The following is a 13,660-nucleotide window of genomic DNA, read 5'->3' on the forward strand; positions in this document are numbered from 1 at the left end:
GCCCAAATATCCCGGGGGTCTGGGGGCTGGCCCCCAGCCTCTCCTAACGCTCCCAACCTATCCGACACACACAACCCGCGACAAAAGGATTGCCTGAACCGCGCGGCAGGGTTAACAGTGAACCCGGAACTCGGGAGACGCTGGCGACCCAGGGCCGAAGGAGCAGCCGCCCCGGCAAACTCTCAGGCACATGAACCGTTTTCCCCATAAACTCTGGAGAGTGGCCGACCGGCCCGCCGAAGGGATAACGATCTCAGGCGCCCATTTGGGCAAGGACAGGGGGGGCATCGAAACGGGCATGTGTCCGATCAACCGATGCCGGCTGTCCGGCCAAATATCAGGGGGGCCAAGATGGCCGACGACAACCGCCGCACCGAGCTTTATGATCTGCATATCGAATTGGGCGCGCGCATGGTGCCGTTTGCGGGCTGGGACATGCCCGTGCAATATCCGATGGGCGTCATGGGCGAACATCTGCATACCCGTGAAAAGGCAGGGCTTTTCGACGTCAGCCATATGGGGCAGGTTCTGATCCGCGCCCATGACGGCACGCTGGAAACCGCCGCGCGCGCCTTGGAAACGCTGATCCCGGCCGATGTGCTGGGGCTGGCCGAGGGGCGGCAGCGTTACGGGATCTTTACCAACGAAGCGGGCGGGATTCTGGACGATCTGATGTTTGCCAATCGCGGCGATCATTATTTGCTGGTCGTCAACGCCGCCTGCGCCGATCAGGACATTGCGCATCTGAAGACGCTGGCCGATGTGACGGTCGAACCCGTAACCGATCGCGGGCTGTTGGCGTTGCAGGGGCCGATGGCCGCCGATGTGCTGGCGCGTCTGGTCCCGGCGGTTGCGGATATGCGGTTCATGGACAGCCAGATTCACGACTGGAACGGGGCGGAATTGTGGATTTCGCGGTCGGGCTATACCGGCGAAGATGGGTTTGAAATCTCGGTTCCGAACGCGCAACTGGTTGATTTCGCCCGCGCCCTGCTGGATCAGCCCGAAGTCGCGCCGATTGGTCTGGGCGCCCGCGACAGCCTGCGGCTGGAGGCGGGGATGCCGCTTTATGGTCACGACATGGACGCCACGGTGTCGCCTGCCGCCGCAGCCTTGGGCTGGTCCATCCAAAAGGTCCGTCGCACCGGCGGCGACCGCGCGGGTGGTTTTCCGGGCGCGGATGCGGTGCTGGCCGAATTGGCGGCGGGGGCTGCGAAAACACGCCGGGGCCTGCGCCCCGAAGGCCGCGCCCCGATCCGCGAAGGTGTTGAAATATTTGCCGATGAACAGGGCGGCGATGCTGTGGCGGTCGTCACCTCGGGCGGGTTTGGCCCGTCGGTCGGCGGTCCCGTCGCCATGGCCGTGATTGACGCCGCACTGCCCGATGGCGCGCGTCTGTGGGCGGAGCTGCGCGGCAAGCGTATCCCCGTGACCGTCACCGCCCTGCCCTTTGTCCAGCCTTCCTATAAACGCTGAGGAGCGACCCATGCTGAAATACACCGAAGATCACGAATGGCTGCGCGCCGAAGGGGATGACCTGATCGTCGGCATTACCCAACATGCCAGCGAACAATTGGGCGATGTCGTGTTCATCGAACTGCCCGAAGAAGGCCGCGACGTCGAAGCTGGCGAAGAAATCGTCGTGATCGAATCGGTTAAGGCCGCATCCGACATTGTGGCTCCGGTCGCGGGCGTCATCACCGCCGTCAACTCGGCCCTGGCCGATGCGCCGGGCGATGTGAACGCCGACCCGATGACCGCATGGTTTTTCCGCATCAAGCCCGCGGGCGGCGTTGATCTGGACGGGTTCATGGATGAAGCCGCCTATAACGAGATGATCGGTTAATCCGACAGGCCGGGGGGCCGTCTGCCCCCCCCCAGCCCGCCCCACGGGGGCGGGCGTTCGCCGGGAAAAAGGTCCACTGGACCTTTTTCTAACCCGTCTCACCCCCGCGGATATTTCCGCACAGAAGATATACGGACCCGCCGCATCGTCAGCCGGGTGTTCAGGAGTAAGCGCATGAGCGGTTGGAATCCCACCGACTATAACCCCGATGATTTCGCCAATCGCCGCCATATCGGCCCCAGCCCCGCCGAGATGGACGACATGCTGCGCGCCGTCGGTGCCGACAGTCTGGATGCGCTGATTGAACAGACCGTTCCCGCCGCGATTCGTCAGGATCAGCCGCTGGATTGGGAACCTCTGTCCGAGGCCGCGCTGCTGGCGCGCATGAAGCAGGTGGCGGCGAAAAACCGGGTTATGACCAGCCTGATCGGGCAGGGCTATTACGGCACCGTCACGCCGCCCGCGATTCAGCGCAATATTCTGGAAAATCCAGCCTGGTATACGGCCTATACCCCGTATCAGCCCGAAATCGCGCAAGGGCGGCTTGAGGCGTTGCTGAATTATCAGACCATGGTGGCCGATCTGACCGGCTTGCCCGTCGCCAATGCGTCTCTGCTGGACGAGGCGACGGCGGCGGCCGAAGCCATGGCCATGGCGCTGCGTCAGTCGAAATCCAAAGCGCGCGCGTTCTTTGCCGACCGCAACCTGCACCCGCAGACGATTGCGGTGCTGCGCACCCGCGCGCTGCCGCTGGGCGTTGAGGTGATCGAGGGCGCGGCGGGCGATCTGGACCCTGCCACCGTCTTTGGCGCGATTTTCCAATATCCCGGCACCTATGGCCATGTCCGCGATCTGACCGCCGATATTGACGCGCTGCATGGCGCGGGGGCCTTGGCGATTGTGGCGACCGATCTGTTGGCGCTGTGTCTGTTGCGCGAACCGGGGGCCATGGGGGCCGATATTGCCGTGGGTTCGGCGCAGCGGTTTGGCGTGCCGATGGGCTATGGCGGGCCGCATGCCGCGTTCATGGCCTGCCGCGATGAATTGAAGCGCACCATGCCGGGCCGCATCGTCGGCGTGTCGATTGATGCAGCGGGGCGTAAAGCCTATCGTCTGGCGCTGCAAACGCGCGAACAGCATATCCGCCGCGAAAAGGCCACGTCGAATGTCTGCACCGCGCAGGCTTTGCTGGCGGTGATGGCGTCGTTCTATGCCGTGTTTCATGGGCCGGTGGGGCTGCGCGCGATTGCGCAGCGGGTGCATCTGAACGCGGTGACCATCGCAAACGCCCTGCGTGCGGCGGGGGCCGAGGTCGCGCCGGATGCGTTTTTCGACACCATCACCGTGCGCGTCGGCGTGGGGCAACAGGGCATCATGGCCGCCGCCCGACATCGCGGCATCAACCTGCGCCGGGTTGGCACCGACCGCGTGGGCATCAGCGTGGATGAAACCACCGATGCGGGCGTGATTGCGCGGCTGCTGGATGCGTTCGGCATCACCGACGCGCCCGCCATGGCGACCGAACCCGCCATCCCCGCCGATCTGCTGCGCGACAGCGATTATCTGACCCATCCGGTGTTCCATATGAACCGGGCGGAATCCGAGATGATGCGTTATATGCGGCGGCTGTCGGATCGCGATCTGGCACTGGACCGCGCGATGATCCCGCTGGGGTCTTGCACGATGAAGCTGAACGCGGCGGCCGAAATGATGCCGATCACCTGGCCCGAATTTGGCGCGCTGCATCCCTTTGCGCCCGCCGATCAGGCCGCGGGCTATGCCGAGGCGATTGGCGATTTGCAGGACAAACTGTGCCAGATTACCGGCTATGACGCGTTTTCGATGCAGCCCAACAGCGGCGCGCAGGGCGAATATGCGGGGCTGTTGACGATTCAGGCCTATCACCGCGCCAATGGCGACGATCAGCGCGACATCTGCCTGATCCCGGTGTCGGCGCATGGCACGAATCCCGCATCGGCGCAGATGTGCGGGATGAAGGTTGTGGTCGTCAAATCCGCCCCGAACGGCGATATTGATCTGGAGGATTTCACCGACAAAGCCGCCAAGGCGGGCGACAAGCTGGCGGCGGTGATGATCACCTATCCCAGCACGCATGGCGTGTTCGAAGATACCGTCCGCGATGTTTGCCGCATCACGCATGACCATGGCGGGCAGGTCTATATCGACGGCGCGAATATGAACGCCTTGGTCGGGCTGGTGAAACCGGGTGAGATTGGCGGCGATGTCAGCCACCTGAACCTGCATAAAACCTTTGCCATCCCGCATGGCGGCGGCGGTCCGGGCATGGGGCCGATCGGGGTCAAGGCGCATCTGGCGCCGCATCTGCCGGGTGATCCGCGCGATGCGGACAGCGGCGCGGTGTCGGCAGCGCCGTTTGGGTCGGCGTCGATCCTGTTGATTTCATGGGCCTATTGCCTGATGATGGGCGGGGCCGGGCTGACGCAGGCGACTCGGGTCGCGATTTTGAACGCCAACTATATCGCCAGCCGTTTGGCCGGGGCCTATCCGATCCTGTTCATGGGCAACCGGGGCCGCGTGGCGCATGAATGTATTCTGGACACCCGGCCCTTTGCCGAACATGGCGTGACGGTGGATGACATTGCCAAGCGCCTGATCGACAACGGTTTCCATGCCCCAACGATGAGCTGGCCGGTCGCTGGCACCCTGATGGTCGAACCGACGGAATCGGAAACCAAGGCGGAAATCGACCGCTTTATCACCGCTCTGCTGGCGATCCGCGATGAAATCACCGACGTGGCCGAGGGCCGCATCGCGCCCGAGGCCAGCCCTCTGCGCCACGCCCCCCACACGGTCGAGGATCTGGTCGCCGACTGGACCCGCGAATATTCGCGCGAACAGGGCTGTTTCCCGCCGGGCGCGTTCCGGGTGGACAAATACTGGCCGCCCGTGGGGCGCGTCGATAACGTCCACGGCGACCGCAACCTGATCTGCACCTGCCCGCCGCTGGCCGATTACGAATAAACCAGAAAGGCGGCCTTGCGGGGCCGCCTTTTTCGATTTCTGTGCAAAGACGTAACCGATGACTGAATCATTGAAACTGACCTGTCTGGCCTGTGCGCAGGTGAACCGGGTGCCGTCTGACCGGGTGGCGGCGGCGAAATGTGGCACCTGTGGCGCGGGGTTGATTGCAGGCAAACCGGTGGCTGTGGATTACGCCACCTTGGTTAAGGCCGCGCGCAACGATGATCTGCCCTTGCTGGTGGATTTCTGGGCGCCGTGGTGCGGGCCGTGCCGGTCGATGGCACCCGAATTTGACCGTGCGGCGGGGGCGTTGCGTGGTCAGGTGCGGTTGGCGAAGATCGACACCGAACAGGCGCCCGAGGCCAGCAAACGCTGGGCCATTCGCGGGATTCCGGCGCTGATTTTGTTTGCGCGGGGCCGCGAAATCGACCGGGCCGCAGGCGCGCGCCCGGCCTCGGCGATCATCGAATTTGCGCAACGCGCGGTGCGTTAAGGCCGCGTTAACGCCGGTAAACCTTACTGCGGCGCGTCAGCCGTGGCCCACAGGGTCACGGGAATCACGCGCCAAAGGGGTTTGCCAATGAATATCGCCATCACTAACGGTTTGCTGCTGATGCCGCCCGCCTTCCGCGCCGGGCTGTCCAGTTGGTCGCGCAGCACGGGCCAATCCGGCACGGCGACATGGGCCTCGGCCAGCAATGCCGCCCTGGTCCCCGCCGATCAGGATTTTGGCGCCTGTCTGGAGATTCAGAAACAGGCCACCACCACCCGCCTGCGGTTTATGGGTGAAACCCCCATGATTCCGGGGGTTTATCTGCGCGTGTCGGCGCGGGTTAAGGCGGTCGCCGGGCCGCTATGCAGCGTGCAGATTGCCGGATGGGCGGGCGACGGCAGCCGCCGCGCGGTCACGGGCCTGACCACCACCGGTCCCATCACCGCCCTGCGCAATCATGGCGAGGTCGTCGAAATCAGCGCCATTATCGGCGTGGGCAACCGCGCGGGCGTGGATATGCCTTGGGGAACGCGACCGGTATTCGGGCATTTCGGGCTGGATCTGATCGGGCCGAATGGCGGCGCGATCCGCATCGAATCCATCCGTATTGACGACATCACATCGGCCTTTGTCCCGTCTCTGCTGGATTGGGTGGATGTGCGCGATTTTGGCGCGGTGGGCGACGGGCGCACCGATGACCGCGAGGCGTTTCTGGCCGCCGATAACGCGGCGCGGGGGCGGTCGGTGCTGGTGTCGGATGGCACGTTTTTGATCGGGTCCGACTTGTCGATCAACAGCCCCATCCGGTTTCAGGGCAAGCTGACCTGCCCTGACACCGCGCGCATTGCGTTCATGCAAAGCTTTGATTTCCCGACCTATGCCGACGCGTTCAAGGACGAAACCCAAGGCATGAAAAAAGCGTTGCAGGCGCTGCTGGGCTATACCGACCACGTCGCACTGGACCTGAAAGGACGGCGCGTGGACCTGACCGAACCGCTGATCCTGTCGGATGTCGCGCCCGCGCTGACCGGCTATTCCAACCGCCGCGTGATCCGCAACGGCAGCATCATGGCCCGCCCCGGCCCGGCATGGGAGACCGGCAAATGGACCAGCACCGCCAGTTATGACCCGCGCAGCCCGTTGATGCTGACCAATGTCGCCAATGTCGCCGCGATCGAAATTGGCAGCCGCGTCAGCGGCCAAGGCGTCGGGCGCGAGGTGTATGTCAACGGCAAAGACGTGGCCCGCCGTCGCCTGACCCTGTCCCAGCCGCTGTATGGCGGTGCGATGACACGCAGCTTTGACTTTGAACGATACCGCTATCTGTTTGATTTTTCCGGCGTTCCGCAGGTGGATCGGCTGAATTTCGACGATCTCGACTTTGCCTGTGAAAGCATCGCGAGCGCGATTCTGTTGCCGATCAAGGGCGACATGATCGCCGTGCGTGATTGTTATATCACCCGCCCCAAGGATCGCGGCATCACATCCATCGGGCGCGGCTGTCAGGATATGCTGATCGACCGCTGCCAGTTCCTGTCCAGCGAAATGCACCTGCCCGCGCAGCAACGCACCACCGTGGCGATCAACGTCAACGCCAATGACGTGAAAATCCGCAACAACCGCTTTGTCCGGTTTGCGCATTTCATGGTCGCCAATGGCGGCGGGCATATCATTTCCGGCAATCACTGGTTTCAGGGGGACGGATCGGGTCAGGGTCTGCGCTATGCCGGGTTGGTGATGACGCTGACCAACAACCAGACCACGATCACCGGAAACTATGTCGATAATGCGTCGATTGAATGGACGAACGAACACAGCGCCTATCCCGACTTTACGGGGAATGAGTTCAGCTTTGGCGGGCTGACAATCACCGGCAATACCTTCCTGTGTTCGAATACGGCGTCGTGGTTTACATGGCTGACGGTCAAACCCTATGGCCGGGGGCATTTCATCCACGGGCTGAATGTCGTGGGCAATGTGTTCAAGGCGCTCTATGGCAATGTGGACCGCATCGACCGGGTGGATACGTCGATTGCGGATCTGGATTACAACCGGATGCGCAATGTGCAGTTCGAGGCGAACACCTTCAACGGCATCAACACCTATGTCGCCAACCCCTTGATGGTGCAGCATAATCAAAGCACGGCCACCGCGACATGGACCTTGCCCGCGCTGACCGGCCTGCCGTTTCAGGGTTGGGCGAAATCGGTGCAATCGGTCGTGAACGAATCCGCGCTGATGGATGGGTCGGGTCGCCGCGTGGATGGCGCGCCCGCCGTCGCCACCGAAATCGGCACAGCGAAACGGCAGATTCGCCTGTCATGGGCGCAGCCGGTGCGCGGGCGGGTGGCCGTTTACGCTCGGATGGACCGCCCGCAATAGCGCCCGGTTGACATCTGTTCCTTGGCTGTCAATGGTCGCGACAGCCAAGGAAACGCCCATGTCATACCGCCCCGCCATTCTGGATTTTTCATTCAACCGCAAAGATTTGGTGGCGGGCCTGACCGTCGCCATTGTTGCGCTGCCTTTGTCGCTGGCGATTGCGATTGCCAGCGGCCTGTCGCCGGACAAAGGGCTGGTCACCGCCATCATCGGCGGCTTTCTGGTCAGCGCGGCGGGCGGCACGCGGCATCAGATCGGCGGGCCTGCGGGGGCCTTTATCGTGTTGGTCGCGGCCTGTGTCGCCCAGATTGGCGTGCCGGGGCTGATTTTGGCCACCGTCATGTCGGGCATCATGCTGGCGATTTTGGGCGCGCTGCGTCTGGGCGGCACGATCCGGTTTGTCCCCTATCCGGTGGTGATCGGGTTCACGGCGGGCATCGGCGTCATCATCGCCGCCAGCCAGTTGCGCGACCTGCTGGGCCTGACGCTGAGCGAACCCGAACCCGCCGAATTTCTGCACAAATTGCCGGTGTTGTGGGCCGCGCGCGATACGGTCAGCGGCGCGTCGGTGACGGTCGCCGCGTTGACGGTGACCACGATTCTGGGCTGTCAGAGGTTCGCGCCGCGCCTGCCGTCGCTGCTGATCGGCATTATCGTGGCCACTCTGGCCGCGCTGATTTTGCCCGCGCCGACGGTCTTTGACCGGTTCGGAGACCTGCCGCGCAGCCTGCCCATGCCCGAACTGCCGGTGTTGGATGCGGGGCTGATGATGGCGGCGCTGCCCTTTGCCGTGGGGTTCACGCTGCTGGGCGCGATTGAATCGCTGCTGTCGGCCATGGTTGCGGATCAGATGGCGGGAACGCGGATGCGCCCGGATGACGAACTGATCGGGCAGGGCATCGCCAATATCGCGGTCGGGCTGTTTGGCGGGTTCTGCACCACCGGCACGATTGCCCGCACCGCCACGAACGTCAAGGCAGGCAGCCACGGCCCCGGTTCAGGCATGATCCATGCCGCGATATTGCTGGTGTTTTTGATGGTCGCCGCACCCTTGGTCGGGGCGATTCCGCTGGCCGGGCTGGCGGGGCTGCTGATGCTGGTCGCGTGGAAAATGATCGAATGGCACGCGATCCGGTCGCTGATCCGGCTGGACCGGGCCGAGGCGGGGGTGATGGCCGTGACGTTCTTGGCCGTGGTGCTGCGCGATCTGACCGATGGGATCGTGATTGGCATGGCCTTGGCCGGGATTTTGTTCATCGCACGGATGGCGCGCGATTGCGGCGTGTTGCCCGACAGCGCCGATGACAGCCCCGACCGCGACGACGAAATGACCATCTGCCTGCGCGGGCCGGTGTTCTTCGGGTCGGTCGCGCGGCTGGAAAATGTGTTTGCACGGGTGCAGTTACGCCCGCGCCTGCTGATGCTGGACATGACGGCGGTGCCACTGCTGGACGCGACGGGTGCGCAGATGATCGGTGATCTGGCGGTGCGGATGGCGCGGCACGGAACGCAGGTGGTGGTGATCGGCGGCACGCCGGGTTTGCGCGCGCAAATCCCCGGCAATGTCGCCCGCGCCGCCACGGCCGATCAGGCCCGCGCCATGACGGAACTGTGAATAATTTACAAACACCCGTTCATTTCCGTCAAGAAATTTACAAAATTATCCAACAAAAAAAACAGCTTAACAAAAGTCCCGCTCTGTGATTAACTTTGCGGAACGGGTCTTTGGATAATGCTGTTGCGACATATCCCAAGACCCCCGCATGACCGCAGGGAGGGGACGTCATGACCACTGAAAACACTGACAAACACGCGATTCCGCCCAATATGAAGGGCGCCCATATCGGGCCGGATGATTACCAACGGATGTATGCCGAATCGGTGCAGGACCCGGACGCGTTCTGGGGCCGCGAAGGGCAGCGGCTGGACTGGATTCACCCCTATTCCGTGGTGAAAAACACCGATTTCACGCTGGGTCAGGTCAGCATCAAATGGTTCGAGGACGGGATTCTGAACGCATCCGTCAACTGCATTGACCGCCATCTGGCGACCAAAGGCGACCAGACCGCGATCATCTTTGAACCCGATGATCCGGCCAGCGGGTCGCAGCACATCACCTATAACCAGTTGGCGGAAAACGTGAACCGCATGGCGAATGTGCTGCTGTCGCAGGGCGTGATGCGCGGCGACCGGGTGGTGATTTACCTGCCGATGATCCCCGAAGCCGCCTATGCCATGCTGGCCTGTGCGCGGATCGGCGCGGTTCATTCGATCGTGTTTGCGGGCTTTTCGCCGGACGCTTTGGCCAACCGCATCAACGATTCGGGCGCAAAAATCGTCATCACCGCCGACACCGCCCCGCGTGGCGGGCGGCGCACGGCGCTGAAATCCAACACCGACGCCGCGCTGCTGCATTGTTCGGACCGGGTGCGCTGTCTGGTGGTGAAACACACCGGCGATCAGACGACCTGGGTTCAGGGCCGCGATGTCGATGTGAAGGCGCTGATGGAAACCGCCAGCCCCGACTGCCCGCCCCGCCCGATGGGGGCCGAGGATCCTCTGTTCATTCTCTATACCAGCGGATCGACCGGCAAACCCAAAGGCGTGGTGCATACCACCGGCGGTTATCTGGTCTATGCCTCGATGACGCATCAATATGTGTTTGATTATCAGGAAGGCGATGTTTACTGGTGCACCGCCGATGTGGGCTGGGTCACGGGCCACAGCTATATCGTCTATGGCCCGCTGGCCAACGGCGCGACGACCATCATGTTCGAAGGCGTGCCGACCTTTCCCGATGCCGGGCGGTTCTGGGAGGTCTGCGCGAAACACAAAGTCACCCAGTTCTACACCGCGCCGACCGCGATTCGGTCGCTGATGGGCAAGGGGCCGGAATGGGTCGAAAAGCACGATCTGTCGTCGCTGCGCGTGCTGGGATCGGTGGGCGAACCCATCAACCCCGAAGCATGGCGGTGGTATAACGACCATGTGGGCAAAGGAAATTGCCCCATCGTGGACACGTTCTGGCAGACGGAAACCGGCGGTCACATGATCACCGCCCTGCCCGGCGCGATTGAAACGAAACCGGGATCGGCCACGCTGCCCTTCTTTGGCGTCAAGCCCGCCGTTCTGGACGCGCAAACCGCGCAGGTCGTCGAAGGGAACGATGTCGAAGGCGTGCTGTGCATTTCGGACAGCTGGCCCGGTCAGATGCGCACGCTCTGGGGCGATCACGAACGGTTCGAAGAAGCCTATTTCCAGCAATATCCCGGCTATTACTTCACCGGCGACGGCTGCCGCCGCGATCAGGACGGGTATTACTGGATCACCGGCCGCGTCGATGACGTGATCAATGTCAGCGGTCACCGCATGGGCACGGCCGAGGTCGAATCGGCCCTTGTCGCCCACGCCAAGGTCGCCGAGGCCGCCGTCGTCGGTTATCCCCATTCGCTGAAAGGTCAGGGCATCTACGCCTATGTCACCTTGATGAACGGGATCGAACCGTCCGAGGACCTGCGCGCCGAACTGGTCAAATGGGTGCGCGCGGAAATCGGCCCGATCGCCAGCCCGGATCTGATCCAATGGGCGCCCGGTATGCCGAAAACGCGGTCGGGCAAAATCATGCGCCGCATCCTGCGCAAGATCGCTGAAAATGATTACGGCAGCCTGGGCGATATTTCGACCCTGGCCGAACCCGAAGTCGTGGACGATCTGATCGAAAACCGGATGAACCGCGAATAACACCGGTCGGCGCGTCGGACGCGCCCACCCTTGCGCCCGGTCCCCGCCGCCGGGCGCGCATCACAGGCGGGATCAAGGGGTATGTCGCAAGGGGAGGAACCGAAGGGACATGAGCGATAAACAATCAAGCAACGCCTATTGGCAGGCGAACCTGCGGATCATTTACATCTGTCTGGGGATCTGGGCTTTGGCATCATATGGCTTTGGCATTGTGCTGCGCCCGATGCTGGCGGGGATCCCGATTGGTGGCACCGATCTGGGGTTCTGGTTCGCGCAACAGGGGGCCATTCTGGTCTTTCTGGTGCTGATTTTCTGGTATGCGGCACGGATGAACCGTCTGGACCGCGAACATGGCGTGGATGAATAATCATGACACAATTTACGCTGAACCTGATTATCGTCGGCCTGACATTCGCGCTGTATTTCGGCATCGCCATCTGGGCGCGCGCCGGATCGACGGCGGAATTTTATGCCGCAAACCGGGGCGTTCACCCGGTCATGAACGGGATGGCCACGGGCGCTGACTGGATGTCGGCGGCGTCGTTCATTTCGATGGCGGGCCTGATTTCGTTCACGGGTTACGACAATTCCACCTTCCTGATGGGGTGGACGGGCGGTTATGTGCTGCTGGCGCTGCTTCTGGCCCCGTATCTGCGGAAATTCGGCAAATTCACCGTGCCAGAGTTTATCGGCGACCGTTTCTATTCGCAAACGGCGCGGATTATCGGCGTGATCTGTCTGCTGACCATTTCCATCACCTATGTGATCGGCCAGATGGAGGGCGTGGGCATCACCTTCAGCCGCTATCTGGAGATCTCGAAAACCTCGGGGCTGCTGATCGGCTCGGTCGTGGTGTTTGCCTATGCCGTGTTGGGCGGCATGAAGGGCGTGACCTATACGCAGGTGGCGCAATATGTCGTTCTGATCATCGCCTACACCATTCCGGCGGTGTTCATTTCGCTGCAACTGACCGGGAATTTCCTGCCGCAGCTGGGCCTGTTTGGCACGCATGACGCATCGGGGATGCATCTGCTGGTGAAACTGGATCAGGTCGTCACCGATCTGGGCTTTCACAGCTATACCGGCCATCACGGGTCCACGGCGAACATGCTGCTGTTCACGCTGGCGCTGATGATCGGGACCGCGGGCCTGCCGCATGTCATCATCCGGTTCTTTACCGTGCCGAAGGTGTCGGACGCCCGCGCATCTGCCGGTTGGGCCTTGGTGTTCATCGCGCTGCTTTACACGGTTGCGCCGGCGGTTGGGGCCATGGCCCGTCTGAACCTGACCACGACCATGTGGCCGGGTGCCGAGGCTGGCCAGACCTTTTCGCAGGATGCGGTGTCGCTGGCCGACATCCAGACACGCCCGGACCTGAACTGGATGCGGACCTGGGAACAAACCGGCCTGTTGGGGTGGGAGGATAAGAACGGCGACGGTCTGATCCAATACTACAACGACCGCGCGCCCGAAGGGTCGGCCATTCAGCAAATGGCCGCTGAACAGGGCTGGGCTGGCAACGAACTGACCACCATCAGTCAGGACATCATGGTTCTGGCCAACCCGGAAATCGCCAACCTGCCGGGCTGGGTGATTGCCATCGTGGCCGCCGGTGCCTTGGCTGCGGCGCTGTCCACGGCGGCGGGTCTGCTGCTGGCGATTTCGTCGGCGGTGTCGCATGACCTGATCAAGGGCGCGATCAACCCCAATATCAGCGAAAAAGGCGAACTGAACGCGGCGCGTATTTCGATGGCGCTGTCGATTGCGGTCGCCACCCTTCTGGGTCTGAACCCGCCGGGCTTTGCCGCGCAAACCGTGGCCTTGGCCTTTGGTCTGGCGGCGGCGACGATCTTCCCGGTGCTGATGATGGGTATCTTTAGCAAACGCATCAACAAAGAAGGTGCAATTGCCGGGATGCTGGTCGGTCTGGTCGCAACCGTTGTCTACATCTTTGTTTACAAAGGGTGGTTCTTCATCGCAGGCACGAATATGCTGCCGGATGAGCCCGCCTATTGGATGCTGGGTGTTGCGCCCGCCTCGTTCGGGGTGGTCGGTGCTGGCCTGAACTTCATCACCGCCTTCATCGTGTCGCAAATGACGCAGGAACCGCCGGCGGATGTGCAGGATCTGGTCGAATCCATCCGTATTCCGCGCGGCGCGGGTGCGGCGGTCGATCACTGACACCATGGCCGCGT

At 62.7% G+C, this 13,660-nt stretch carries 9 protein-coding genes and 1 riboswitch; all 9 genes read left to right on the top strand.

The window, feature by feature from the left end; translation table 11 throughout:
* The first annotated feature begins 121 nt into the window (after nt 1-121).
* Nucleotides 122-208: riboswitch (glycine riboswitch) on the top strand.
* 143 nt (nt 209-351) lie between these two features.
* The 9 genes from gcvT (at nt 352) to Q4G20_RS05840 (ending at nt 13,646) form a co-directional block, all read left to right on the top strand.
* Nucleotides 352-1,476 carry a glycine cleavage system aminomethyltransferase GcvT gene (gene gcvT / locus Q4G20_RS05800; RefSeq protein WP_303342448.1) on the top strand — a complete coding sequence of 375 codons (1,125 nt, stop codon included), beginning with the start codon at nt 352-354 and terminating at the stop codon, nt 1,474-1,476.
* Nucleotides 1,477-1,486: 10 nt separating this feature from the next.
* Entirely contained in the window at nt 1,487-1,846 is a 360-nt protein-coding gene (gene gcvH, locus Q4G20_RS05805; RefSeq protein ID WP_303342449.1) for a glycine cleavage system protein GcvH, read from the top strand.
* Between the two features lie 174 nt (nt 1,847-2,020).
* Nucleotides 2,021-4,849: an aminomethyl-transferring glycine dehydrogenase gene (gcvP, locus tag Q4G20_RS05810; protein WP_303342450.1), complete on the top strand. Its 2,829-nt coding sequence runs from the start codon at nt 2,021-2,023 to the stop codon at nt 4,847-4,849.
* 58 nt (nt 4,850-4,907) lie between these two features.
* Nucleotides 4,908-5,342, top strand: coding sequence for a thioredoxin TrxC (trxC, locus tag Q4G20_RS05815; RefSeq protein WP_303342452.1), 435 nt, complete (start codon nt 4,908-4,910; stop codon nt 5,340-5,342).
* Nucleotides 5,343-5,429: 87 nt separating this feature from the next.
* The gene (locus Q4G20_RS05820; protein ID WP_303342454.1) at nt 5,430-7,724 is read left to right on the top strand and encodes a glycosyl hydrolase family 28-related protein; all 2,295 of its coding nucleotides are present in this window, start codon (nt 5,430-5,432) and stop codon (nt 7,722-7,724) included.
* 58 nt (nt 7,725-7,782) lie between these two features.
* Complete coding sequence (locus Q4G20_RS05825; protein ID WP_303342455.1) at nt 7,783-9,339, top strand: SulP family inorganic anion transporter; 1,557 nt, start codon at nt 7,783-7,785, stop codon at nt 9,337-9,339.
* Between the two features lie 170 nt (nt 9,340-9,509).
* A complete protein-coding gene (acs, locus tag Q4G20_RS05830) occupies nt 9,510-11,465 on the top strand; it encodes an acetate--CoA ligase (RefSeq protein WP_303342456.1) in 1,956 nt (651 codons plus the stop codon).
* Between the two features lie 109 nt (nt 11,466-11,574).
* Complete coding sequence (locus tag Q4G20_RS05835) at nt 11,575-11,832, top strand: DUF4212 domain-containing protein (protein ID WP_303342457.1); 258 nt, start codon at nt 11,575-11,577, stop codon at nt 11,830-11,832.
* 2 nt (nt 11,833-11,834) lie between these two features.
* Complete coding sequence (locus tag Q4G20_RS05840; protein WP_303342458.1) at nt 11,835-13,646, top strand: sodium:solute symporter family protein; 1,812 nt, start codon at nt 11,835-11,837, stop codon at nt 13,644-13,646.
* The last annotated feature ends 14 nt before the right edge of the window (nt 13,647-13,660 follow it).

Origin of the sequence: Paracoccus sp. (in: a-proteobacteria) (genome assembly GCF_030538495.1) — a bacterium.
Lineage (GTDB): Bacteria > Pseudomonadota > Alphaproteobacteria > Rhodobacterales > Rhodobacteraceae > Paracoccus.